At 36.6% G+C, this 26,039-nt stretch carries 24 protein-coding genes; 13 read left to right on the top strand and 11 right to left on the bottom strand.

What is annotated here, in order from left to right; translation table 11 throughout:
• Positions 1-46 precede the first annotated feature (46 nt).
• Both BMX49_RS12540 and purE read left to right on the top strand, forming a co-directional pair.
• The gene (locus BMX49_RS12540; RefSeq protein ID WP_034719598.1) at positions 47-1,213 is read left to right on the top strand and encodes a BaiN/RdsA family NAD(P)/FAD-dependent oxidoreductase; all 1,167 of its coding nucleotides are present in this window, start codon (positions 47-49) and stop codon (positions 1,211-1,213) included.
• Positions 1,214-1,344: 131 nt separating this feature from the next.
• Entirely contained in the window at positions 1,345-1,848 is a 504-nt protein-coding gene (gene purE, locus BMX49_RS12535) for a 5-(carboxyamino)imidazole ribonucleotide mutase (protein ID WP_034719599.1), read from the top strand.
• A 74-nt stretch (positions 1,849-1,922) separates the two neighbouring features.
• Here purE and BMX49_RS12530 read toward each other — a convergent pair whose 3' ends face one another.
• The gene (locus BMX49_RS12530; protein WP_034719601.1) at positions 1,923-3,125 is read right to left on the bottom strand and encodes an aminotransferase class I/II-fold pyridoxal phosphate-dependent enzyme; all 1,203 of its coding nucleotides are present in this window, start codon (positions 3,123-3,125) and stop codon (positions 1,923-1,925) included.
• A gap of 156 nt (positions 3,126-3,281) precedes the next feature.
• Between BMX49_RS12530 and BMX49_RS12525 the strand changes: the two genes are divergently transcribed.
• Positions 3,282-3,737 (top strand): Lrp/AsnC family transcriptional regulator, encoded by a 456-nt coding sequence (locus tag BMX49_RS12525; RefSeq protein WP_034719603.1) that lies wholly within the window; start codon positions 3,282-3,284, stop codon positions 3,735-3,737.
• A gap of 74 nt (positions 3,738-3,811) precedes the next feature.
• Here the strand turns inward: BMX49_RS12525 and BMX49_RS12520 are convergent, their stop codons facing one another.
• Positions 3,812-5,176, bottom strand: coding sequence for an alpha/beta hydrolase-fold protein (locus BMX49_RS12520; RefSeq protein WP_051803734.1), 1,365 nt, complete (start codon positions 5,174-5,176; stop codon positions 3,812-3,814).
• Between the two features lie 43 nt (positions 5,177-5,219).
• Positions 5,220-5,858: an alpha/beta hydrolase gene (locus BMX49_RS12515; RefSeq protein WP_034719605.1), complete on the bottom strand. Its 639-nt coding sequence runs from the start codon at positions 5,856-5,858 to the stop codon at positions 5,220-5,222.
• 162 nt (positions 5,859-6,020) lie between these two features.
• On the opposite strand from BMX49_RS12515, the gene BMX49_RS12510 reads away from it, so the two are divergent.
• A complete protein-coding gene (locus BMX49_RS12510; RefSeq protein WP_034719608.1) occupies positions 6,021-6,353 on the top strand; it encodes a zinc ribbon domain-containing protein YjdM in 333 nt (110 codons plus the stop codon).
• A gap of 83 nt (positions 6,354-6,436) precedes the next feature.
• Here BMX49_RS12510 and BMX49_RS12505 read toward each other — a convergent pair whose 3' ends face one another.
• Positions 6,437-7,369: a sulfate/molybdate ABC transporter ATP-binding protein gene (locus tag BMX49_RS12505; RefSeq protein ID WP_034719610.1), complete on the bottom strand. Its 933-nt coding sequence runs from the start codon at positions 7,367-7,369 to the stop codon at positions 6,437-6,439.
• Positions 7,370-7,447: 78 nt separating this feature from the next.
• Between BMX49_RS12505 and BMX49_RS12500 the strand changes: the two genes are divergently transcribed.
• Positions 7,448-8,107, top strand: a complete 660-nt coding sequence (locus tag BMX49_RS12500) for a YceI family protein (RefSeq protein ID WP_034719613.1) — start codon at positions 7,448-7,450, stop codon at positions 8,105-8,107.
• Positions 8,108-8,197: 90 nt separating this feature from the next.
• On the opposite strand, the gene msrA is transcribed toward BMX49_RS12500, so the two are convergent.
• Positions 8,198-8,857, bottom strand: coding sequence for a peptide-methionine (S)-S-oxide reductase MsrA (gene msrA / locus BMX49_RS12495; RefSeq protein WP_081864389.1), 660 nt, complete (start codon positions 8,855-8,857; stop codon positions 8,198-8,200).
• A gap of 284 nt (positions 8,858-9,141) precedes the next feature.
• Here msrA and alaS point away from each other — a divergent pair, with 284 nt between their 5' ends.
• Complete coding sequence (gene alaS / locus BMX49_RS12490) at positions 9,142-11,799, top strand: alanine--tRNA ligase (protein ID WP_034721290.1); 2,658 nt, start codon at positions 9,142-9,144, stop codon at positions 11,797-11,799.
• A gap of 80 nt (positions 11,800-11,879) precedes the next feature.
• Here the strand turns inward: alaS and BMX49_RS12485 are convergent, their stop codons facing one another.
• From BMX49_RS12485 to BMX49_RS12470, 4 genes are all read right to left on the bottom strand, one after another.
• Entirely contained in the window at positions 11,880-12,122 is a 243-nt protein-coding gene (locus BMX49_RS12485; RefSeq protein WP_034719615.1) for a hypothetical protein, read from the bottom strand.
• Positions 12,123-12,211: 89 nt separating this feature from the next.
• Entirely contained in the window at positions 12,212-12,706 is a 495-nt protein-coding gene (locus BMX49_RS12480) for a GNAT family N-acetyltransferase (protein ID WP_051803735.1), read from the bottom strand.
• Positions 12,707-12,723: 17 nt separating this feature from the next.
• A complete protein-coding gene (locus tag BMX49_RS12475) occupies positions 12,724-13,929 on the bottom strand; it encodes a metallophosphoesterase (RefSeq protein WP_034719616.1) in 1,206 nt (401 codons plus the stop codon).
• A gap of 67 nt (positions 13,930-13,996) precedes the next feature.
• Positions 13,997-15,064: a 3-oxoacyl-ACP synthase III family protein gene (locus BMX49_RS12470; protein ID WP_034719618.1), complete on the bottom strand. Its 1,068-nt coding sequence runs from the start codon at positions 15,062-15,064 to the stop codon at positions 13,997-13,999.
• A gap of 102 nt (positions 15,065-15,166) precedes the next feature.
• On the opposite strand from BMX49_RS12470, the gene BMX49_RS12465 reads away from it, so the two are divergent.
• The 6 genes from BMX49_RS12465 (at position 15,167) to rny (ending at position 19,929) form a co-directional block, all read left to right on the top strand.
• Positions 15,167-15,736 carry a hypothetical protein gene (locus tag BMX49_RS12465; RefSeq protein WP_034719621.1) on the top strand — a complete coding sequence of 190 codons (570 nt, stop codon included), beginning with the start codon at positions 15,167-15,169 and terminating at the stop codon, positions 15,734-15,736.
• A gap of 10 nt (positions 15,737-15,746) precedes the next feature.
• Entirely contained in the window at positions 15,747-16,466 is a 720-nt protein-coding gene (gene ubiE / locus BMX49_RS12460) for a bifunctional demethylmenaquinone methyltransferase/2-methoxy-6-polyprenyl-1,4-benzoquinol methylase UbiE (RefSeq protein WP_375600478.1), read from the top strand.
• 1 nt (position 16,467) lies between these two features.
• A complete protein-coding gene (gene porT / locus BMX49_RS12455) occupies positions 16,468-17,253 on the top strand; it encodes a type IX secretion/gliding motility protein PorT/SprT (protein ID WP_034719628.1) in 786 nt (261 codons plus the stop codon).
• A 224-nt stretch (positions 17,254-17,477) separates the two neighbouring features.
• Positions 17,478-17,780, top strand: a complete 303-nt coding sequence (locus tag BMX49_RS12450) for a hypothetical protein (protein WP_034719632.1) — start codon at positions 17,478-17,480, stop codon at positions 17,778-17,780.
• A complete protein-coding gene (locus BMX49_RS12445) occupies positions 17,780-18,067 on the top strand; it encodes a cell division protein ZapA (RefSeq protein ID WP_034719633.1) in 288 nt (95 codons plus the stop codon). Before BMX49_RS12450 ends, BMX49_RS12445 begins: the two co-directional genes overlap by 1 nt.
• A 287-nt stretch (positions 18,068-18,354) precedes the next feature.
• Complete coding sequence (gene rny, locus BMX49_RS12440; protein WP_034719635.1) at positions 18,355-19,929, top strand: ribonuclease Y; 1,575 nt, start codon at positions 18,355-18,357, stop codon at positions 19,927-19,929.
• 90 nt (positions 19,930-20,019) lie between these two features.
• On the opposite strand, the gene BMX49_RS12435 is transcribed toward rny, so the two are convergent.
• Positions 20,020-20,763 (bottom strand): succinate dehydrogenase/fumarate reductase iron-sulfur subunit, encoded by a 744-nt coding sequence (locus BMX49_RS12435; RefSeq protein ID WP_034719637.1) that lies wholly within the window; start codon positions 20,761-20,763, stop codon positions 20,020-20,022.
• A gap of 85 nt (positions 20,764-20,848) precedes the next feature.
• A complete protein-coding gene (locus tag BMX49_RS12430; RefSeq protein ID WP_034719639.1) occupies positions 20,849-22,759 on the bottom strand; it encodes a fumarate reductase/succinate dehydrogenase flavoprotein subunit in 1,911 nt (636 codons plus the stop codon).
• A gap of 354 nt (positions 22,760-23,113) precedes the next feature.
• Here BMX49_RS12430 and BMX49_RS12425 point away from each other — a divergent pair, with 354 nt between their 5' ends.
• On the top strand, positions 23,114-25,819 hold the full coding sequence (locus tag BMX49_RS12425) for a phosphoenolpyruvate carboxylase (protein ID WP_034721294.1): 2,706 nt from the start codon (positions 23,114-23,116) through the stop codon (positions 25,817-25,819).
• Positions 25,820-26,039 lie beyond the last annotated feature (220 nt).

The following is a 26,039-nucleotide window of genomic DNA, read 5'->3' as shown; positions in this document are numbered from 1 at the left end:
ATAAATCGAGTTCTATCGAAAAACTAAATGCCTACTTTTGCAGCAGATGAAAGAAGATCAAATTATCATTATCGGCGCTGGTCCAGCTGGCTTAATGGCGGCTCAACAATTGGCCGAACAAGGATTTAAAGTTCATGTTTATGACCAAAATAAAGCCGCAGCTCGTAAGTTTTTGGTGGCAGGAAATGGTGGTTTTAATTTGACACACAGTGAAGAAATCGAGCCATTTGTAGATAAATATGAAGCTTCAGAAATTCAAAATATTGTTAAGAGTTTTGATAATAAAAAAGTAATTCAGTGGCTGGAAGATTTAGGCATAACAACGTATGTTGGGAGTTCGGGTAAGATATTTCCAACCAAAAATTTTAAACCTATTCAGGTCTTAAAGGCTTGGTTGGATCGGTTGGAGCAACTGGGCATCATCATTCATTACGAGCATACCTTTTTAGATTTTGATCAATCTTTTGTTTATTTTAAAAGTAATGGGAAAGAATTTTCCGTAAACTATTCAAAATTAATTTTTGCAATGGGCGGCGGTTCGTGGAAAAAGACCGGTTCTGATGCAAAATGGGTTGAAACTTTGGTTGCTAAGAATATTGAAATTACTCCCTTGCAATCTGCTAATTCCGGCTACAATACCGATTCTAAGTTTCATCAGTTACAAGGTCAGTATTTAAAAAACATTAAATTTTCTTTTGAAGGAAATTCTAAAATTGGAGAAGTCGTTTTTACCAAATATGGAATCGAAGGAAGTCCGATTTATTATTTGAATCGGTTTACCAGAAAACATCATTTTCCCTTAACTATTTATATTGATTTAAAACCAAATTTAACTGAAAGCAATATTTTCGACCAGTTAAATACTGGATCAAAAATAAGTCCCGTATTAAAAAGAAACCTAAAATTATCAACACCTGCAATCAATCTTTTGAAAACTTTGGATAAGGAAAGTTATCTCGATATCGAATACTTAAGTAAATCCATCAAAAGATTTCCGATTGAAGTTTTGAGTTTCAGACCCATTGACGAGGTTATTTCTACCGCGGGTGGAGTTGCTTTCCCCGCCCTAAATCTAAACCTAGAATTGAAAGATTATCCAAATGTATATTGTGTTGGTGAAATGATAGACTGGGAAGCGCCAACCGGTGGATATCTTTTGCAGGCGTGCTTCAGTACAGGTTATTGGGTGGCGAAATCGATTGCGAATTCTTAGAGCACTTTTTTAATTTTTCTGCAGATCTACCATTTAATTTTATTTTTTTGATAGAGAAATTTGCTTTATTAAGCAGTTATTTTAAAGCGTCGAAATTTTATTAACTTTAAACCTTAAAATTCATATAAAAAATGGTCGGAATAATAATGGGAAGTCAGAGTGATTTGGCAATTATGGAACAAGCTTCAGATTTTTTAAAGTCGTTGGATATTCCTTACGAATTGACGGTTGTTTCAGCACACCGCACGCCAGAAAGAATGTTTGACTATGCAAAATCGGCAAAGTCACGAGGTTTGAAAGTAATTATTGCCGGAGCAGGAGGCGCGGCACATTTACCTGGAATGGTGGCGAGTTGCACGACTTTACCCGTTATTGGTGTTCCTATTTTATCCTCGAATTCTATCGATGGCTGGGATTCGGTTTTATCAATTCTACAAATGCCATCGGGAATTCCGGTGGCGACAATGGCACTCAATGGAGCAATGAATGCTGGGATTTTGGCGGCGAAAATTTTAGGAACTGCTGATGAAGCAATTTCAGCAAAGTTAGAAGCATATCAAAATACGTTGAAAGATAAAGTTTTGGGAACCGTAACGGAGATTAAAAGCAAGCATCCCAATGGTTTTGACCAGTAAAGAAACTCATTTACAAAAATAAAAAAGACCTCGTTAAGAAGTCTTTTTTCAATTATTTATTTCATTTAGAAACTCTACAAGACACCAACTTCATTCATACACCATTTCATTTTTTCATACGTTCGTTTAATGTCGTGGTCTAAGCCAATAGACATGCGGATCAATCCTTGGGAAAGTCCCATTTCTCTTTGCTCTTCTTCTGGGATTTCAGATGAGGTCGAACTTCCCGATGCGGAAAACAGAGTTTTATAAAAACCAAGACTTACTGCCAGATAACCTAAGTTTTCCTGCTGCATTAATTCCATCAGTTCATTGGCTTTCCCAACGGTCTTTACGTCTAAAGTCAATAAGCCACCAAAGCCATATTCTGGATTCATCATGCTTTTGTAAAGCTCATGCTGTTTGTGATTTTTTAAGCCAGGATATTTCACGGTCAAGCCGTCTTTTTCAAACTGTTCTGCTAAATATTGCGCATTTTCACTATGTTTCTTCATTCTGATATGAAGTGTTCGCAAGTTTTTAAGAATGCTTGCTGCCCGAAAACTGTCAAGGGTTGGTCCGAGTAACATACACGCTCCAGAATTCACGTCTTTTAAATCATTAATAAATTGAGTCGAAGCGCAAACAACTCCTGCCACCGCATCGCTGCTCCCGTTGATGAATTTCGTTAAACTATGAATGGTAATATCGGTTCCGAGCATTTGCGGAGAAATCGATAACGGAGAAAACGTATTGTCAACAATAAGTTTGAGATTGTGCTTTTTAGCGATTTTAGAAAGCTCCCGAAGATCAGCAATTTCTAAAAGTGGATTGCTCACCGTTTCGCAGAAAAGTATTTTCGTGTTCTTGGTAATTGCTTTTTCAACGAGCGCTAAATCGGTAATATCTACAAAGGAAGTTTTGATTTGATAGCTGGGAAGAAAATTCTTCATGAAAGCGTAAGTGCCACCGTAAATGGTTCTGCTGGAAACTATTTCATCACCACTTTTACAGAGTTGAAGCAGGGTAGAAGTAATCGCGCCCATGCCCGACGCTGTCACATTGGCACTTTCTGTTCCTTCCATTTGAGCCAAAGCTTCGCTTAAGTAGAGATTGCTCGGCGTGGAATGGCGGGAATATAAATAGCAACCTTCCGTGTTGCCTTCAAACGTATCGAACATCGTTTTCGCCGAGAGAAAAGTATAGGTTGAAGAATCTGAAATTGAGGGATTTACGCCGCCGAATTCGCCGAAATATTGTAAGTCCTGAATATTGTTTGCTGCATCAAAGTTTTCCATAAGGGTATGATTTGTTTTGATAAAAGTCAGGGTTTTTAAACTTAAATACAATATTTATTGGAAAGTTTAGATTTTAAATCTAATTTTTTAATAATAGTTAGATTTAAGATTTATATTTACTCAATATTTAAAATATAACCGAAAATATTTCACCTTATGTTAGATTTAAAAGATAAGAAACTCTTGATTTTACTCCAGAATGATTCCAAGAAAACCACCAAACAATTGGCCTCTGAATTGGATTTATCAGTGACAGCAGTTTTTGAACGGATTAAAAAATTAGAGCGTCAACATATCATTAATAAATATGTCGCTTTGGTTGATAAGACGAAACTGCAGAAGAGTTTCATTGTTTTGTGTCACGTGAAATTGGTGCAACACAAAAAGGAATACATTTCGCAGTTCGAAAAAGAAATTACCCAGTTTTCCGAAGTATTAGAATGCTTTCACGTTTCTGGTGATTACGATTATATTCTGAAAATTTGTGTGCGAGATATTGAGGAATACCGCGAGTTTATGGTGAGCAAACTAACTAATCTGCAACATATTGCCAGTACTCAAAGTTCATTTATGATTAAAGAAGTGAAGAATTCTACGGTCATTGAACCTTAAGAAACTGTCTGTTAAAACAAAATAACGAAGCTGAAACAATCAACTTCGTTATTTATAACAATTTTTTTTTGGAATTATTTAGCCATAAATCGTACTGATTCATTTTCCATCTGAAGAATATAAGGTCCTTTAATTAAGGGATTTGTCACTTGATTCGACCCGTTTTTTAATTCCAGTTTTTCAATCATTTTTCCGGAAAGATCGTAAACAGTTGCCGAAGAATTTTTTGTTAAACCATTAATGTGAAGCTGATTTTTTTCGAAACCAACATTTATTTTTTTTTTCGAAACGTTCAGAGTTTTTAATGGCGTCGTTTGAAACAGCCATTGATAAGCCGCGCTGAATTCACCTTTCCAGTAATTTTCATTATGTTGACCGTAAGAATCAATTTTTACCAAAGTGTTTGTAGCAGTTAGTCCTTTGGTTTGTAAATTATTTTTTACCGTTTGAATGTCATTAACAACGGTGGAGCTTTCGCCAGATCCAGCCACAAAATAAATTCTCGTCCCTGATAAATCTGCTGTTGAATTGGTGATGTAATTATTAAATTGATTATTCACAATCCAGTATGCTGGACTGAAAGACCCGATTTTTGAAAAAGTCTGACTGTATTTTACACCGCCATAATTCGAGATTAAGGCTCCTAAAGAACTTCCGATTAAAGCATTATATTCTTTGCCAGGTCTGGTTCTATAATTTGAATCCACATATGGCTTCAATGTTTCTGCCACAAAATGCATATACAAATCTCCTTCGCCACCACCATATTGCGGATTATTCCAAGGTGTGTATTCATCGATTCTGCTTCCGCCGCCATTATCAATTCCGATTACAATCGCGCCGTAATCTCCTTGTGCGAAAAGTGCATTTAAGGTTTCATCAACTTGCCATTCTCCTGAAAACGATGTGACGTTGTCGAATAAATTTTGGCCGTCCTGCATATAGATTACGGGATAGGTTTTTGTACTTGTTTCATAATCTGGCGGCAAATAAATCCAGATTTTTCTATTGCGATTCAATTGTGGAATCGCAAAATTATTGCTTAAAATATGAACGTTAGATGCCGCCGTACTTGGATTTCCTGCTCCGCCTAAACCTTTCCAGGACTGAACTGTTAGACTTAAATTTTGAGCAGCTCCAGTGAAATTTGCTGTTCGATTTTGGATATCACTTCCTGTAGCGTTGGCTTCTACAGAAGACCAAGCTCCACGGGTGAATTTATATTCCAAAACTCCTGTGCCTTCAGGAATAGTGTAGAAATAATTCCCCAAGCCATCAGCAACCATTGCGGTAGAACCAGGATTCCAGCCGTTAAAATTTCCAGCCACATAAATCGTTGACGCCGCCGGCGTATTTGCAGGTAGGGAAGTGATCTTAAGCGTGATTTGAGCAAAAGTGTATGCTGAAATTAAGACCAATAAAAGGAAAGCTTTTTTCATTAAATTTTATTTTATATTAGTGAGTTTATTTTAAAACCGAATTTTATTTCTTGAAAAAATCCATTAAGTCCATATAATTTTTCTGATTGACGCCGTGTCCGCTCATATATTCGCGGAAGGAAAAGAATGCTCCCATTTCATATAAAAGATCCGCTGCTTTGCGACCCCAATCTAAAGGAATAATAGCGTCGTCTGTTCCATGAGAAATAAAGAACCGCAACTTTTCGATTTTCTTTTTATCTTTGACCATGTTTGTTAAGAGCTTTTCTTCAGCGTAACAACTCATGCAGGCAATTTTAGTAAATAAATCGGGATTGTTTAAAGCCAAAGCGTAACTTAAAATTCCACCTTGCGAAAAACCGCATAAATGGGTTTGATTATCAGTTAAACCGTATTGATTCGTTATTTTCAAAATACTTTCTAAAATTGCTTCTTGGGATTCTTTGGCTTGTGGAACATCAATTCGATTTTCTTCATCCATTAAATCAATGTCATACCAGGAATAGCCTTCATAATCAGTGTTAAACGGTGCTCGGAAACTTACAATCAACCAATCTTCTGGCAAAGTCGGCGCGAAAGAAAATAAATCCTGTTCATTGCTGCCGTAACCGTGTAGCAAAATTAGTAAAGAAGTTTTTGAGGTAATGTTTTCAGGTTCGCGAACGATGTATTGTAAATCCATGTTACAAATATAATGATTTAGAATGAGGGTTGAAGGTCACGGTCTACAGGATTTGAGCGGTATCTGAAATAAAAATAAGATTTAACTTATGATGAAATTGATCCGTTTTCCCCAAACTTGTAATCTCTTCTATTTAATAATATCTTTGTAAAAATTATAATTATGAGCGATACAATAGTTTGTCCGAAATGCGAATCGGAATTCACTTACGAGCAAGATGGTAAAATGGTTTGTTCTCAATGTTTCAATGAATGGACGCCAGGTGAAACAGCCGATGAAGATAAAATTTTAGATGCGCACGGTCATGAGTTACAAAATGGAGATACAGTGGTTGTGATTAAAGATTTACCCGTAAAAGGTGCTCCAAAACCAGTGAAAGCTGGAACGAAAGTTAAGAACATCCGATTACGCCCAGATAGCGATCATAATATTGATTGTAAAATTGATGGTTTTGGGTCGATGGCTTTGAAATCTGAATTCGTCAAGAAAGCTTAATTTGGAAATAGCACCCATAAAAACTACAAATGACACCTATTTTGCGTGTCATTTGTTTTAGAATTATCTTGATTATTCCTTATTTAAATATCGATTTTTAAGTTCCCTTGTATTTTTTCAGGTGTATAAATAATCAGGTTTTTGCCCTGAAGAGAAATTTTATTCCAATAATAACTGCCAGCGAAGCGACTTTCTAAAACTTCCACTTCTTTTCCTTCAGTCGAAATTTTGATCTCATGCGGATACCAAAAATTTTTCGACAGATTGTTATTTGATTTTTCTTCGTCCGTAAAAACATTTACTTCACCAAACAAAGCAGCTACATATTGGTTGTACGGATTGTTAAACGTTTCTTCCGCATTATCATTTTGAATTAATCGGCCTTCCTGTAGTACGATAATCTGATCCAGCCACGGCATCACTTCTTGAATTTCATGCGTAGAGATGATGAGTGATATATTCTTTTCACGAACGTAATTGAACAGGCGTTCCCGCAATTCTATTTTTCTGGAAAAGTCAATATTGCTAAAAGGTTCATCCAGTAGTAAAAGTTTCGGCATTACCGAAAGTGATCTGGCGATGGCGACGCGCTGCATTTGTCCGCCGCTTAAATATTTTGGTAAAGTATACTCGAATTCTTCTAGTCCAACCACTTTTAGAAGTTCCTGAACTTTTTCTTTTTTCTCGTCTAAATTAATATTAGAAATAAACTTTCCTACGTTATCTGCGACAGTGGAATAGGGCATCAGATCATAATTTTGGGCCACCAGTTTCATATTTTCTTCGCCTGGAACCAAATTTTGTTTCGGACCTAAAATTGGTTTTCCATCAAAAATAATTTCACCGTTGTCCCAATCCAATAACCCATAAATTAAGTTTAAGAGCGTGGATTTGCCGCAGCCACTTTCGCCTGCCAACGCTATGATTTTTCCTTCTTCAACTTTTAAATTAAAATTTTGGAAAAGCTTTTGGTCAGACCGATGAGAAAAAAATAGATTTTTGATTTCTAATAGCATATTGCAAAAATAACATATTTAGTTATACTAAGGATATTTTTGTTATTTTAGCAGAAACAATTAATAAAGAGATATTTAATGATCAAAACAATTACAAATTCGGTGTTTTTAGGTTTATTTTCAGCAATGGTTTTAGTATCATGTGGTAAAGACAAGCCACTTACCAGTGAAGTAACTGAAGTTTCTACAACTAATGAAGGCGCAACTTACGAGTTGGATACTTTAAATAGTAGAATCGAATGGAAAGGATATAAAGTGGTAAAAACTGAACAATCAAGTCATTTCGGCACGATTAAGTTCGAAAGTGGAGATTTAACAGTGAAAGACGGAGTTTTAGAAAGCGGAAAATTCGTGGCCGACATGAACTCTTTGACTTCTGTTGATTTAAAAGATGATGCAGAACAATTAGGAAAACTTAACGGTCATTTGAAAAGCGGCGATTTCTTCGAAGCTGATAAATTTCCGACAGCATCTTTCGAGATTACCAAAGTATCACCAACTGAATCGGGCGATTACAACACCTTACTTGACGGAAACTTAACCATCAAAGGAATTACAAAGCCAATCCAATTTCAGGCGAATGTGTCTATAAAAGATGGAGAAGCAAGTATTGCGACAGAGCCTAAAGATATTATGAGAGAAGATTTCGGAGTGAAATTTCAAATGCCACTTGCGAATGGAGTAGTTAAAGATGAAGTGAATCTTCAGATTTTAATTAAAGCCATGGAAAAGAAATAAAACTTTAACAAAGTTTAAAACTAAAATCCGTCTCATTCTTTGAGACGGATTTTTTCATAAAAAAAGGTTGCCTTTCGACAACCTTTTCTCTTATTTCTTCGCTGTAGGAAGTGGATTAGCATTCTTTGCTTCTTCAAATACCGATAACGGCACGTGGCAATATCCACCTGGATTATTTACTAAGTAATCTTGGTGATAATCTTCAGCTTTGTACCAGTTCTGTAATGGAATCGTTTCGACCACGACAGGTTTTTGGTAATTCTTAGCCAGTTTAGCGACTTCCGTTTTTACAACTGTCGCAGTAGCCTCGTCAGTAGAATAAATTCCGCTTCTGTAATTGTCACCAACATCATTTCCTTGTCTATCTAAGGTTGTAGGATCAATTGACTTAAAGTATAACTCAATCAAAAGTGGCAAGTTAACTTCATCAGCATCATACTGCACTTTAACTGCTTCTGCGAAACCTGTAGTATGACTTACAACTTGTTCGTAAGTTGGATTTTTAATTTTTCCATTGGCGTATCCAACTTCAGTAGCGACCACGCCTCTTACCAGTTGAAATAAATGCTCAGTTCCCCAAAAGCACCCACCAGCGAAGTAGATTTCTTTAATGTTTTTTCCTTCCATATTCGTTTCTGTTTTATTATTTTCTTTAATAGGTTTTACCTGTGCTTTCGAGCAAGAAAAGGTTGTTGCAGCGAAAACGGCAACACCAAATATTAATGCCACGACTGTTAAAATATTTTTCATTTTTTTGTTCATTATTTTTTAAATTAATTTTAGGGTACATGCAAATATGAGGCTGAAATTGGAAGCTACTTTACCTAATTATCTATCATTATCATTTAAATATTGAGCAACTTAATTCCAGCAATTTTATATACGAGTATTTTCCAAGTAAGGTTTGTTTTTAAAAATTTAAAGCAGAAAAACTTCAAAGGTTAATACTTTTCAATTCACCAAAACATTATTCGAGAGTCCTATTAAAAATCATTAAATTTGCCAACTATATGCAAGCTAAAGCCACTTCAACTATGACTTCACAACAGATCCGCCAACAATTTCTTGATTATTTTAAAGAAAAAGGACACCAAATTGTTCCTTCTGCACCGATTGTTTTAAAGGACGATCCAACCTTGATGTTCTCTAATTCGGGAATGACGCAGTTTAAGGATTATTTCTTGGGCTACAAAGTTCCGTCCAACGTTAGAATCGCAGACACTCAGAAATGTTTGCGAGTATCTGGAAAACACAATGATTTGGATGATGTTGGTCGCGACACCTATCATCACACGATGTTTGAAATGCTTGGAAACTGGTCCTTTGGCGATTATTTTAAAAAGGAAGCAATTGATTTTGCTTGGGAATTATTGACTGATGTTTACAAAATTCCAAAGGAAAATCTTTACGTAACCATTTTCGAAGGCGATGCTTCAGAGGATTTAGATCGTGATCAAGACGCCTATAATTTTTGGAAAGCGCATATTTCTGAAGACCGAATTATTAATGGAAACAAAAAAGATAATTTCTGGGAAATGGGCGAGAGCGGCCCGTGTGGCCCTTGTTCGGAAATACATATTGATATGCGGACTGCAGACGAAAAAGCAGCTGTTTCTGGTTTAGATTTAGTCAACAATGATCATCCGCAAGTGGTGGAAGTTTGGAATTTAGTTTTCATGGAGTTCAACAGAAAAGCAGATGGAAGCTTAGAAAAATTGCCTTCCCGACACGTTGACACGGGAATGGGTTTTGAGCGTTTGTGTATGGCTTTACAAGGAAAAACTTCTAATTATGATACCGATGTTTTCACTCCTTTAATTGCTAAAGTGGAGGAGGTTTCAGGAAAAAAATATACGGGAATTCTAGAAGATGAAAAAGATATTGCGATTCGCGTTTTGGTAGACCACATTCGTGCGGTTTCGTTTGCAATTGCCGATGGACAATTGCCTTCAAATGGAGGAGCTGGTTATGTAATTCGTAGGATTTTGCGACGAGCGATTTCGTATTCTTACCGATTTTTAAATATGAAAGAACCTTTCCTTTACCAATTGGTTGGCGTTTTAAAAAACGAAATGGGAGACTTTTTCCCAGAACTAGTTAAGCAGGAAAAACTGGTGACAGAAGTGATTAGAGAAGAAGAAACTTCTTTCTTAAAAACGATCGAACTTGGTTTAAAACGAATTGATTTGGTTATTAACGAAACTCTGTCTAAAAACGAAAAAACACTTCCTGGTACCGCAGTTTTCGAATTATACGATACTTATGGATTCCCTGCAGATTTATCCCGCATCATCGCTGAAGAAAAGAATTTAACTGTTGATGAAAAAGGTTTTGAGGAAGAAATGAGCAAGCAAAAGCAACGTTCGAAAAAATCCTCCGCCCAGAAAGTGTACGACTGGGTTGTTTTAGAAGAAAAGGAGGAAACCTTTGTTGGTTATGATCACACTGAAACCGAAACGTTTATTACCCGTTATCGAAAAGTTGAAAATAAAGATGGTGAATTTTATCAGATCGTATTATCGAAATCGCCTTTTTATCCTGAAGGTGGTGGACAAGTTGGTGATAAGGGAATTTTAATTCCAAGTTATGCGGAAGGTTTTGATATTTCCAATCCAAGTATTACTTCAATTACAGATTGTTCTGAGATCATCGAAGTTCTGGAAACAAGAAAAGAAAATAATCTAATCGTGTCTTTAATTAAAGAATTGCCGAAAGATGCTGGAGCCGTTTTTTACGCGAAGGTCAACGAATCTGAAAGAAACAATTCCCAAGCAAATCACTCTGTGACGCATTTGTTGCATGAAGCATTACGTGAAGTTTTAGGAACGCATGTTGAGCAGAAAGGTTCCTTTGTTGGTCCAGATTATTTGCGTTTTGACTTTTCTCATTTTTCTAAAATGGATGAAGAGCAATTGAAAGTGGTAGAGGAAAAAGTAAATGCGAAAATCAAAGAAAATATAGCCCTTCAAGAATTTAGAGAAATCCCCATCACGGAAGCAATGGAAAAAGGTGCCTTAGCTTTGTTCGGTGAGAAATATGGCGATAAAGTAAGAATGATTCAGTTTGGTTCTTCCAAGGAATTGTGCGGCGGAACGCACGTGAAAAACACGGGTGAAATCGGTCATTTTAAAATTCAGTCTGAAAGCTCAACCGCTGCAGGAATACGTAGAATTGAAGCCATTTCAGGAGATCAGTCTTCTACTTATTTTAGAAATTTAGAAACTCAGCTGAAAGAAATTTCTTCCTTATTAAAATCAAAAGATCTAACAAAATCAGTTGAGAAATTGATGGAAGAGAATACTTCTTTGAAATCAGAAATAGAATCGTTGAAAAGAGAAAAAGCAAAATCAGAGACGTCAAATTGGGCGAATGATTTTGTAGAAAAAGACGATAAGAAATTATTGGTAAAGAAGGTTTCCTTAGATGCCGGAAGTGTAAAAGACATTGTTTTTCAGTTGAAGAAAGAGATTGAGAACTCTGTCATTGTTATTATTTCTGACGCAGATGCAAAACCAATGATCACTGTTGGCGTCTCAGCTGATTTAGAATCGAAATACCATGCTGGAAATATCGTAAAAGATTTAGCCAGAGAAATTCAAGGTGGCGGCGGTGGAAACCCTGGCTTTGCAACCGCTGGTGGAAAAAATTTAGAAGGTGTTGAGAATGCTTATCAGAAAGCGCTTGCCTTGTAGAAAACACGACATATTTTTATATCAAAAAACAAATCCCGAAAATTAATTTTCGGGATTTATTTATATATTATAGACTGCGCTTATTTATTTCCGCCACCTCTTGCTACTAAAGCAATAATTACGATAATCACTAAAGCACCAACAACCCAAACTAAAGGATTGCTCATCCAATCGCCGCCCATCATGTCGCTACCTTTGTTAACGTCTACATCAACTTTTAAATCGGCTCCTTTTTCTTGAGCTTTTACTAGAACTACTGCAAAGTTTGCCATTACTGCTAAGGCGAAAATCTGAATCTTTGAAAACAAGTTTGAACGTGTCATAATTTATTTTTTTAATGTTAATAAAAATTATGATTCTAAAACCGTACCAAAATAAATAAACAGAATGTTTTCGGAGTGAATTTGTAAAATTAAAAATTGAATTCCATCAGGAAATCGTCCATTACATAGTCATTACCAATGTCGAAGATGCCTTCCGAGAAAACCTTAAAACCTTGCGATTCGTAAATTTTTATGGCGGGATTATTTTTATTAACGTTAAGAATAATCCGATGATTTACGTTTTCCTTAACTTTTTCTTTTAAAAAAATAAGACCTTTTTTTCCCAAACCTTTTCCTTTAAATTCTTCTAAGAGATAGATGCGGTGAAGTTTCGTAGTGTCTTTTTCATAATTCAATTCAAAGCCCATAAACCCTGCTGGAATTTCATTACTTAAAATCAGATAATAATGGTAGTCTGAGTTTTGAAGTTGGCTGGAAATTTCTTTCTCGGAGTACATTTCTGCCAACATGTAGTCGATTTGCTCCGGTGATAGAATATTAGCATATGCTGACTTCCAGGATTTTTGAGCTAGTTCCCGAAGAAGTGGAATGTCTGTTTCAATCGCTTTTTTAAAATCAACCATCAGTTCTTTGTTTCAATTTAACTCAGTTCAAATAAGGTAATTTCAGGATCAATACCAACTCTGCCGGGATATCCGATTACGCCGAAACCTCGATTAACATAAAGCAATTTACCTGCACTTTCATACAAGTCTGCCCATTTTTTATAACGGTACTGCACCGGAGACCATCGAACATTTTTCAAATCAAGTCCGAATTGCATTCCATGGGTGTGTCCAGAAAGAGTAAGGTGAACATTGGAAGGGTGATTTTTCACAACTGCATCAAAATGGGTTGGATCGTGACTCATTAATATTTTTGCAGCATTAGCAGGGATTCCCAAGCTAGCCTTATCTAAATCACCATATTGTGGAAACGGTTTTTCACCCCAGTTTTCAACACCGAGAATATACAATTGCTCGCCATTTTTCTCGATAATCCGGTGCTCATTTCGCAGCATTTCAAAACCCGCCTGTTTTTGCAATTCAATTAAATTAGGCACGTTTTGCGCTTTTTCTTGCATGGATTCCCACTCTCCATAATCACCATAATCGTGATTTCCGAGAATCGAGAACTTCCCGTCTGTGGAGCCAATGCCTTTAAACATTTCTACAAATGGTTGAAATTCATCAGCGTAATTATTAACCATATCACCCGTAAACAAAACCAAGTCTGGCTTCTGCTCATTAATCATATTGATAGCACCTTGTAATCGTTCTGGATGCAAGAAACTTCCGGCGTGCACATCTGAAATCTGAACGATCTTATAACCTTTGAAACTCTTTGGTAAACCCGCGATTTTTACTTTTACTCTTCTAACCGTATGACGGTATTTTCCAAAAATAATTCCGTCTAAAAATAAACCTGAAAGTACCGCAGCACTTCCAATTCCTACGATACTCAAAAATTTACGGCGATCTGGTAAATGGTTTTCACCTTCGCCAAATGATTGAGATACAAATTGAATTCCTCGACCTATATCTCCGATCAAAAGGAAGAAAACCACCAGAAGTTTAGGAAGCATAAAAACCATAAAAACCGAAGAAATTAGCTGGACCCGAGAATGGTCGCGATCGGTTCTTTTAAAATTGAAAACTTCATAAAGAAAAAATAAATACACCAAAATGGTGACGGTCCAGTAGGCGATTCGTAGGTAGTTGTTGCTGGTAACCGTTTTAAAGGCTTGATAGGCATAAAATTCTAGAGCGAATAGAAGTCCTGTAATAATTAAAATATTTCTTTGCATGTTTGTTTTAATCAATAAAAAAGCACAAAACAAATTTTGTGCTATTCTATTTTTTTAAAGTGATTAGTTAGGGAAAACGGTAAACAATCGCATTGATGTTCATTCCAGCGCCGACCGACGTGAACACGATATTTCCTTTTTCTTTGAAGGACTGGCCTTTCATCTCTCCTTTGATAATAAGGTCGAACATTGTTGGGATGGTAGCCACAGAAGAGTTTCCTAGAAACTGAATCGTCATTGGGGAAACGTCATGGTCGTAATCGGATTTTCCGTATAATTTAAATAATCGAGAAATCATGGCGTAATCCATTTTAGCGTTTGCTTGATGAATTAAGATTTTATCAATATCGTCAATATGTAAATTCGCTTTGTCAATGGTTTCTTTGATCGCGTCAGGTACATTTTTCAAAGCGTATTCGTAAATTTTACGGCCGTGCATTCTAATATATAAAGGTCTGCGGTCTTCATCTCTTTTTAATGAAGGCGAGTTTTCAAGATAATTTAATTCTGGACCATTATCGCAAATCGTAGAATCCGCAATAATTCCGACGGTTTCATCGTCAGTTGCTTGTACCACAACCGCTCCGGCACCATCAGCAAAAATCATTTTATTGCGGTCAAAGGTATCGGTAACTCTACTCAAAGTTTCTGAACCTACGACTAAAATCAATTTTGCTTTTTTTGCTTTAATAAGAGTGTCTGCTAAAATCATCGCTTCTACCCAGCCTGGACAACCAAAAATCATATCATAATTTACGGTTCTCCTATTCTTAATGCCGAGTTTGTTTTTAACGCGGGAAGACATGGAAGGCATGAAATTCGTCATTCCATTTTGATTAACTTCACCAAAATTACTGGCGTAAATGATATAATCTAAATCTTCCTGGTCAATTTTAGCATCATAGATTGCTTCTTTTGCGGCTTTGTAACCGAGATCAGAATTGAATTCATCATCTTCTAAATAACGACGGGTTTCAATTTCCGTAATTTCTATAAATTTTTGAATGACCTCATCGTTAGGTTTGTCAATTAAGTCTCCTTCATCGGTATAAAAAACGGAGTCCATGAAATGTTCTTTACCGATCACTTTTGTCGGAATGTAACTTCCTGAGCCGATTATGATTGTATTGGGCATATATTTGAGTCAAAAATTTAGGACAAAGTTAAGGATATTATTGTATCGTGGAGAAACAAAATTATTATTAAATTTGCAAAAGCTTTTTTACTACCCTATTATATGAAAATCAGTCCATCAACCAAAGGTTTAATAATATCAGTCGTAACCGTACTGGTTGCTTTTGGGATTTATAATTTCTTTTTAGCCAAACGAAATTATTACCTCGTCGATAATCCTTCCGAAAATATTTTTTATTTTAAAATTAATAATGGTGAACAAAAGACCATTACGGCTGGACAAAAATTTCAAGTTGATTTAAAGAAAGGTAAAAACGATATTAAAGTTTTTGATAATAAAAATAAGATGTTGTTCGATTCTAGCTTCGTGGTTAAGAAAAACCGTGGTTTATTGAACATCGCGCATCAGGATTATTATATCAATGAGCAGTTTTATGGGTATGGCTTGAATAAAGATTCTTTGATTGCAACAAGAAAACAAACGACTATTGATGGCAAATTATTTGTGAATATGCCCGTTCGTTTTAGCAAATTATACACTGATGATTTTTACTACAATATTGATGAGGAATATGATGGTGTCGTGAAAAACATTCAGAAAGTTGAATCCAGAACCAAGATTTTTCGGAAAGCCGATTTTTTGAATTATTACAGAGAATATTACAAATTTTAATAAACACATTTTGAAGCAAGTTACCCCTTACAATACCGAAGCCGGCAAGAAAAAAGAAGTTGAAGATATGTTCGACAACATCGCACCAAAATATGATTTATTAAATCATGTACTCTCGATGAAAATCGATGTTTTGTGGAGAAATACTTTGGTAAAGTGGCTCAATGCCGATCAACCAAAAGAGGTTTTAGATGTCGCTACAGGAACTGGAGATTTGGCCATTGCCGTACAAAAAGGAACAGGCGCGAAAATAGTTGGATTAGACCTTTCCCTGCAAATGTTGAACGTTGGTATTGAGAAAATTAAGAAGATTAAATTGAATAACCAGATCGAAATGATCAAAGGTGATGCAGAAAATCTTCCGTTCGAAAGCAATAAATTTGATGCCGTTACCGTTGCTTTTGGAGTGCGGAATTTTGAAAATTTAAACAAAGGCTTGGAAGAGTTAAAAAGAGTGGTGAAGGACGACAAAAGCGTTTATATTTTAGAGTTTTCTAAGGTGGAAGGAGTTTTAGCTCCCTTTTATATGTTTTACTTTAAAAATATTTTGCCGCAGATTGGTAAATTGGTTTCCAAAGATACTCGTGCTTACACCTACTTACCAGATTCAGTCAATGCCTTTCCATTCGGAGAAAAAATGAAAACGATCTTGTTGGATGTTGGGTTTAAAAAAGTGGAATATAAAAAATTAAGCTTAGGAATCGCAACCATTTACAAGGCAACAAAATAATATGGGGAACACTTTTATAAAAATTACTTTCATTGCAGCATTTTTATTTTGCAGTTTTGCTGATGCTCAATTGTTCCGAACCAAAGACCGAATGGATAATCTGGAAGGATTTGACGGCCAGAAATTCAGCTACGGATTTTTTCTTGCCGGTAACAACTACGATTACAAACTGGTACTCGATCCTCGGTTTGGAATGGATGGTCAGAAAAACTTAGTTCAAACTAAATCTGCGTACAGTTTCGGCGCAGGTTTAATTGGTAAATTAAGATTAAATGATTATTTCGATTTACGAATAGAACCCGGATTGCAATTTGTAGAACGTGAAATATTTTTTAATACGCAGTCTAACGATCAGTATACGGCAGGAACGCCTGCCAATGAACCTTTTTTGCCTATTGTTTTAACAGACGCGGATAAATTGCGGACCGTAAAATCTACCTATGTTGATATTCCTCTATTGATTGAAGTTCATGGCGATCGCTGGTATAATTCCCGTCCGTACGCAGCTGCAGGAGTAAACTGGATGATGAACCTACAGTCAAACAGTAAATCTGAGGATGATAATCAACAAGGAATTTTTCGAACAACTGCCAGCAATTTTGCCTGGTCTGCAGAAATCGGAATGCAATTTTATTTCAGCCGTTTTAAATTAACGCCAGGTTTCAGAGGAACTTTTATGATTAACAATGAATCGGTCGCTGACAACGCTGAAACGCCGCCTTATTGGTCGTCTGCAATGTCGAGTGTAAAAACAAGAGCATTTATGTTTGTTCTAAAATTTGAATAAAACTAAATAGACATTTCAATATTACAAGAGAAGGTTTTACAACGTTCTCTTTTTTTATTTGCATTAAAGAATACAATTTTTTCTTAAAATTCTCTTCTTTTCACTTTGAGATTTTCATTTCATATGAATATTCAGCGGTTTCTTAAATTACTACGCAATAAGTGACAGTTTCAAATTAATTTTTTATATTTTTGCTAACGAGTTAGAATAAATTAACCTGAAAAATGCTCAAAGATTTAGAAAATAATTTTTCGCTTTTAGAAAAAAAGATTTTAGCGGTAAGTAAGAATTACCAAAGTCTTAACGATACTTATTTAGAACTGAATCAAGAGCATGAAGAGTTGAAGATGAAATATGAAGAGGAGAGGAAGAAAAATCAGGTTTTAGCAGAAGAACAAAAAAATATTAAACTTTATTCAGCAATTTCAGGAAATCCAGACCATAACCGATTGATGAAAAGTCATATCAACAGGTTGATGAAAGAAGTGGATTATTGTATTGCAGAACTTCAAAACAACGGTTTGTAATGGATGTAAGAAGAATTACCATCACGATTGCTGGAAGAAGTTATCCGCTGAATGTGCCCTCCGCAGAAGAAGAAACGCTGCGATTAGTTGGGAAGCAAATTGAGGCGATGATTAAAGATTTTGAACAGAATTTTGACGTTAGAGATAAACAAGATGCTTTAGCAATGTGTTGCTTAAAATTAGGGACCAATGCAGAAGTAGCCCAAATCAATAACGATAAAAATATTAAAGATTCCACGGAGCGATTGAAAAATATCAATCAATTTTTGGAAACGTTGGAAAAGTAGATTTTTCTTTTCCAATTAACGACTGCCTACAATAGTTCTAACACATTACAGGTAAACTCAACGCAAAACTATTACCGAACGAAAGTTTATTTAATGGCGTGCCGACATGCTCGGATTACAGAAAATAGAAAACAGTTCAAATCGTGTTGATTAGGAGTTTACTCTAAATCCGTGAATTATTGTAGGCTTTTTTTTAACCAATAATCAGATTTAAAGAGTTTAAAACCAACTGGTTTTTAAGTTTAAAATTCTGATTTTTAACAGATTAATATTAAAACTAAACATATATGACAACAACAATTGCTATAATTATCGGTATTGCTTGTTTGGCTGTAGGTGCGGTAATTGGAATGATGTTTTCCAAAAGCACGCTTAACGCAAAAGCAAAATTCATCGTTCAAGATGCAAATAAAAACGCCGAGAACCTTATAGAAAAAGCTACGGTACAGGCAGAATCCATTAAAAAAGAAAAACATTTTCAAGCAAAAGAAAAGTTCATGGAACTGAAATCTCAGCATGATGCCGACATTCAGTCTAGAGAACGAAAAATGCAGGATTCTGAAAAGAGAGTTAAAGACAAAGAGCAAAAGCTCAATGATGATCTTAGCAAAGCCGGCAAATTAGAAAAAGATCTCGATCGACAAATAGTTGATTACGGTAAGAAGCAGGAGATGATCGAAAGAAAGCAGCAGGAATTAGATTCTATCACTGCTCAAAAAGTAGAAATCTTGGAAAGACTTTCAGGATATTCTGCAGAAGATGCTAAGAACGAATTGGTAGAAGCTTTGAAAGCAGAAGCCAAAACCAAAGCGCAGTCGCACATTCAAAACATAATGGCGGAAGCCAGTTTGAATGCGAAACAAGAAGCTAAGAAAATCGTCATTCAGACCATTCAAAGAATTGGGACGGAACAGGCGATTGAGAATTCAGTCTCTGTTTTCAATATCGAATCTGATGAAGTTAAAGGTAGAATTATCGGTAGAGAAGGTCGGAACATCCGAGCTCTAGAAGCTGCAACAGGGGTTGAAATCATTGTTGATGATACGCCGGAAGCTATTTTACTTTCTTGCTTTGATCCTGTAAGAAGAGAAATCGCAAGATTATCACTACACCGGTTGGTAACTGATGGAAGAATTCACCCAGCGCGAATTGAAGAAGTAGTTGAGAAAACGAAAAAACATATTGAAGAAGAAATCATCGAAGTTGGTAAAAGAACTGTGATTGATTTAGGAGTTCACGGACTTCACCCAGAATTGGTGAAGATCGTGGGACGAATGAAATTCCGTTCTTCTTATGGACAGAACTTATTGCAACACTCGAGAGAAGTTGCCAACATTGCCGGAACCATGGCAGCAGAATTAGGATTGAATGTTAAGTTGGCGAAAAGAGCTGGTTTACTTCACGATATCGGGAAAGTTCCAGAGCAGGAATCAGAACTCCCACACGCACTTTTAGGAATGCAGTGGGCTGAAAAATATGGCGAAAATGCAGAGGTTGTCAACGCAATCGGAGCTCACCATGATGAAGTAGAAATGACGACTTTATTATCACCAATCATCCAAGTTGCCGATGCAATTTCGGGAGCAAGACCAGGAGCTAGAAGACAAGTTCTGGAGTCTTATATCCAAAGGTTGAAAGATCTTGAAGCAGCAGCGTTAAGTTTCGACGGCGTTTCCAGTGCATATGCAATTCAAGCTGGTAGAGAACTTAGAGTAATGGTAGAAAGTGGAAAAGTGACTGACGACCAGTCTGCCCAGCTTTCTTATGATATTTCGGAGAAGATTCAAAATGAATTAACCTATCCAGGACAAGTTCGGGTAACGGTAATTCGGGAAACTAGAGCCGTAAATATTGCGAGATAAATTTTGCGAATAATTGATATAAAAAAACTCCTTTCAGCGATGAAAGGAGTTTTTTGTTTTTATAATATAATTCTAAGAATACGCAAATCACTAGCTAAATAATTTTGCTTTAAAGTATCTCGCATTCATTTCAGAAATATTGCTGATGGTGATTCCCGCCGGACATTCTACTTCGCAAGCCCCAGTGAAAGTACAGCTACCAAATTGCTCGAGATCCATTTGAAAAACCATATCCAGCGTTCGTTGATGCTCTTCCTGTTTTCCTTGTGGTAATTTGTTCAGGTGATTTATTTTGGCGGAGGTAAATAAAACTGCCGACGCATTTTTACACGTTGCGACACACGCGCCACATCCGATACAAGCTGCGGCATCCATGGAACTATCTGAAATTCCTTTTGAAATCAGAATTGAGTTCGCTTCTGGCGCCGTACCGGTTTTAGCGGTGATGTAGCCTCCTTGTTCGATAATCCGATCAAAGGCAGACCGATCAACCACTAAATCTTTTATAATTGGAAAAGATCCAGCCCGGAAAGGTTCCACAATAATCGTGTCGCCTTCCTTAAAACTACGCATGTGCAATTGACAAGTCGTTGTATTGTCGTGAGGCCCATGCGCCCTACCATTGATAACCACACCACATTGACCACAAATTCCTTCGCGGCAATCGTGTTCAAAAGCAATTACCTTTTCGTTTTTTAAAACAAGACTCTCGTTCAAATGATCCAAAGCTTCCAAAAAAGACATCTCCTCATTAATTCCATCGGTCTCATAAGTCTTAAGCTCGCCTTTTGAATTTACATTTTCCTGTCTCCAAATTTTAAATGTTACTTTCATTGCTATTCTATTTTAAATCTTTCGACTGGTTGGTCACAGATTTTATTTTTATCTTATTTAAAGTCTTCAGTTAACGCTGCAAAGGCTATTTGTAATTCCGAACCGTTGGTTTTTCGAATTCGAATTCTAATTTTTCTTTATGCAGAATAAAGTTCCCTTCATTATATTCCCAGGCAGAAACATAGGCAAAATCTTCATCATTTCTCATCGCTTCTCCGTCTGCAGTTTGATATTCTTCTCGGAAGTGCGCCCCACAAGATTCGTCGCGCTGCAGTGCATCCGTGCACATGAGTTCTGCCAGATCAATAAAATCTGCCAGACGTAAGGCTTTTTCTAATTCAGTATTGAATTCATTTGCATTGCCAGTCACTTTTACATCAGTCCAAAACTTTTTGCGTATTTCTTTTATTTCAACAATTGCTTTTTCTAAACCGATTTTATTTCGGCTCATCGCACATTCTTGCCACATTACTTTTCCTAATTCCCGGTGAAAATCATCGACCGTTCTAGTTCCGTTAATATCTAATATCTTTTTAATCTGCTCCTTAACTTCATTTTCTATTTTAAGAAATTCGGGATGATCGATGCCAGGATGTTTCTCTTTTAATTCTCCAGACAAATAATTACTGATAGTATTCGGCAAGATGAAATAACCATCGATACTCGCTTGCAAAAGCGAATTCGCTCCGAGACGATTTGCTCCGTGATCGGAATAATTACATTCACCAATCGCATATAAACCCGGAATCGTCGTCATTAATTCATAATCAACCCAAAGTCCGCCCATAGAAAAATGAGCTGCCGGCGAAATCTTCATGGGTTGTTTGTAAGCGTTGATTCCGGTAATTTTCTCGTACATCGAAAAGAGATTTCCGTATCGATCTTCAACGACTTCTTTTCCAAAGTTTTTAATAGCATGTTTAAAATCAAGATAGACGGCATTTTTTAAAGGACCAACTCCATGTCCAGAATCGATGCGTTCTTTTGCAGCACGGGACGAAATATCTCGTGGCGCAAGATTACCAAAACTTGGATATCTTCTTTCTAAATAGTAATCGCGTTCTTCTTCAGGAATGTCTTCTGGCTTTCTTTGATCATTTACTTTCTTAGGTACCCAGATTCGGCCATCATTTCGAAGGGATTCCGACATTAAGGTTAATTTCGATTGGGCATCACTGGACTGCGGAAGAGCAGTGGGATGAATTTGCGTAAAACTGGGCGCGGCAAAGTAAGCCCCGCGTTTATGAGCTTTCCAGATGGCGCTTCCATTACAGCCAATCGCCAAAGTTGATAATCTAAAAACTCTGGAATATCCGCCTGTTGCCAGTACAACCGCATCAGCGGCAAAGCGTTTTATTTCTCCTGTTTTTAAATCTCGTGCGATCACGCCTTTTGCTTTCCCATCAATCAGCACAAGGTCTAAGATTTCATGTCTCGGCAGCATCTCGACTTTTTTCGCACGAATCATTTTATAGAGTTGTGAATAGGCTGCGATTAATAATTGTTGTCCGGTTTGTCCTCTGGCATAGAAAGTCCGTTGAACTTGAACACCACCAAAACTTCGGTTCACTAAAACGCCGCCATACTCCCGCGCAAAAGGAACGCCTTGTTGTACAAAGTGATCAATCAAAGGAGCCGATAATTCAGCGAGTCTGTAGGTGTTTCCTTCGCGCGATCTGAAATCTCCACCTTTTAAAGTGTCGTAAAACATACGGTAAACACTGTCGCCATCATGTTGGTAGTTTTTTGCGGCATTAATTCCACCTTGAGCGGCAACGGAGTGCGCACGGCGAGCTGAGTCTTGATAGCAAAAACATTGCACATCATAACCAAGTTCCGCTAAGGTCGCGGCCGCACCAGCGCCAGCTAATCCAGAACCGACAACGATAATATTTAGTTTCTTACGGTTGGCGGGATTAATCAGATTACATTTAGCCTGATAATTTTTCCACTTATCTTCTAACTTTCCTTCTGGAACTTTTGAATTTAATTTCATAATCCTTTAGAATAAACAATGAATGATTTACTAATCTCTTAGTACTAAAAATAAAGGTAGGCAACTAATTCTGATAATCTATGTATTGCACACTGATATGTAACATGAAAGTTTTAGGATAATATAAATGAATTGTCCTAAAATTTTAGCGCCAAAAATTGTGGAACTGTTTTTCAGTGGTGAAAGATTATACTTTAAATTGATTCTTTTCTTTAAATGTAAATGGATGTTTTAAGGTGATATATGTTTCGAATATCCTTCGATCTCCCTGTGATTTTTCCGTATCTTACTTCCTTGGAAAATCGGTTGTTGTGGCCGACTTTCAGTTTAGAATTTTATTTTATGATTAAAAATATGACCCTTAAAAAAAGTCCTTTTCAGAAAATTTCTGATGATAGAATATTTATTATTGATTGTTATACCGAAATGCTGCGTCGGATTAATGAGCCCGAAATTATCGCGCTGCTAAGCAACACTTCAAAAGAGTTTATCCTGGAAGATCAGCCTATCTTAAGCGAAAAAATAGTTCAGTCTCTGAGTATTTATTTTCAACTCATGACTTTGGTAGAAGAGAATGCTGCGACGCAGTACCGGAGAAAAATGGCGAACGAAGAAGATTTCACTTCCATTCGCGGATCGTGGGCAGAAGCTTTTAAAATCTGGAAAGATGCTGCCGTGAGCGAAGACGATATGGTGCAAGCTATTTCTAAAACTACCGTGATTCCAGTTCTGACCGCGCATCCTACGGAAGCTAAAAGAGTGACTGTTATTGAAATTCACCGCGAACTTTATTTGCTTTTGGTGAAAAAAGAAAATACGTCTTTAAGCAAGTTGGAGCAAAATGAGGTGACGGAAAAGATGATCAATTTGTTGGAAAGATGGTGGCGCACCGGCGAAATATATTTAGAAAAGCCCGACATTAAAGATGAAAGAGCGAATGTTATTCATTATTTAAACAAAGTTTTCCCGACAGTTTTAAAGAAAAGTGATCAGCAATTAAAAAGTTCCTGGATTGAATTAGGCCTAAATCCAGACAAAATAAAAAATCCCGATTTATTCCCAAAAATTAATTTCGGAAGTTGGGTTGGTGGAGATCGAGACGGACATCCGTTCGTAACACCGGCAGTAACGCATGAGACTTTACAGCTTCATCGGAAAACCGCACTTTCTCTGATCAAAGGAGAATTATCCAAATTACTTGTCAAGCTTTCCGTTTCGGCCATCACCAATCCTGTCCCTTTTGCCTTGTCTGAAGCCATTGAAAAAAAATCGAAAGCTTTAGGAGAAAGAGGATTGAAAGCAATGGAACGAAATCCGTATGAACCCTGGAGACAGTTTGTAAATTTGATGTTGGTACAACTGGAAAACACTTCTTCTGAAAATTCTGTTGATTCGCATTCCCATTATAAATCAAGCCTAATTTTAGAGGAAGATTTAAAATTATTGAGAAATATCTTAATTGAAAATGGTTTAAAAGGTCTTGCGGAAGATTTGCTTTTCCCCTTGGAAAGAACCGTTAAATGTTTTGGCTTTCATCTGGCAACACTAGATATTCGGCAGAATAGTGATTTTCACGATAAAGCGATTTCGCAGATTTTAAAGGCCAATGGTGAGCCAGATTACGATTTTGAAAAATGGGACGAAGACAAGCGCGTAACTCTTTTGAATAATTTGTTAGAAAGCAATGCACTTCTTACCGATGTTACGGTTTCGTATGGTTTGGAAGCAGACAATGTCTTGGATTGTTACCGCGTCGTTCGCCAACACATCAATCAATTCGGAGCCGCTGGCATCGGTTCGTTTATCGTCAGTATGACTAGAAATCTGAGTGATTTATTGGTTGTTTATTTATTGATGCGAGAAACTCAGTTGCTGAATACTACGATTAAAGTCGTTCCCTTATTAGAAACCATTCAGGACCTTAATAATGGTCCTGACATTTTAGAAAAATTCTTGCAACATTCGATAACCAAAGAAAGAGGTGAAAAACTGATTCGCACACAGGAAGTAATGTTAGGTTACAGCGATAGTAATAAAGACGGCGGCACCATCGCCAGCAAATGGAATGTTTACAAAGCTGAAAAGGAACTCGCAGCCGTGGGTGCACAAAATAATGTTGAAATTTACTTTTTCCACGGAACTGGTGGAACGATTAGTAGAGGTGGTGGGAAATATCATCGTTTTTTAGAAAGTATGCCTGAAAATACGGTAAGCGGAACCATTAAAATAACCGTTCAGGGTGAGTCGGTCGCACAACTTTTTGGAAATCCATTGACGGCGACTTATAATCTGAATGCTCTGTCTTCAGGTGTTGCTAAACATCTTATTAAAAAACCAACGGACTCTCAAGACAATGTTTTCCCTTATGATACGCTGGAGTTTTTAGCTCAGAAATCTTTTGAACATTATAAAGACTTGATCGACACGCCAGGATTTATTGATTTTTACAGCAAAGCGACGTGTATCGATGTTTTGGAGAAAAGTAAAATTGGGTCGAGACCGGCCCGAAGAACGGGAACCAGAACATTGAATGATTTACGCGCAATCCCGTGGGTATTTAGTTGGAACCTTTCCAGAGTTGCCTTGACGGGTTGGTACGGACTGGGTGAAGCGTTGAAAACATTGAAAATAGAAAGACCAACGGAATATGATTCTTTAAAAAAATCGATGGAGCATTGGAGTTTCTTAAAGTTCTTAATGATACAAGTTGAAACTAACCTAATCCTTTCTAATGTGGAAATAATGAAACTTTATGTGACGCTAGATGAAGACGCACATAGAAGAAACTTATTTTTAGATAAGATATTGAACGACCACCAGAATGGTTTTGAAATGATAGAAGGTCTTTTTGACGACCCAAAAGCCATCAGAAGAAATGGCCAATACGACAATCTAAAATGGCGTGAGGGCAAACTGAAAACACTTCATCAATTGCATCTCAAGTATTTGAATGAGTGGAGAAACCTTAGTGATGAAAATAGCACGGAAAAAGATAAATTATTAACGAAATTACTGGGAATAATAAACGCAATTTCGAGCGGGTTAAAAAGCACAGGATAAAATTCATCGCATCATTCCTTATATATCTATCGCAAATCAGTTTTGATTTGCGATATTTTTTTGGGAGAATCATTGAAAAGGAAAGACTGAATTTCTGACTGCGGATAATTCGAGTTACCAACGAAATTCAAAACTTCAAAATAATACATTTGAACATTACAACCCTCGTTATAGTCATGGTGTACGTGTTTTACAATATCTAATTTTGCCCCAATAAATA

The sequence above is a fragment of the Kaistella antarctica genome (assembly GCF_900109615.1).
GTDB lineage: Bacteria > Bacteroidota > Bacteroidia > Flavobacteriales > Weeksellaceae > Kaistella > Kaistella antarctica.
Note: the sequence above shows the minus strand (reverse complement) of the source record. Positions and strands in the feature narration are given on the sequence as shown.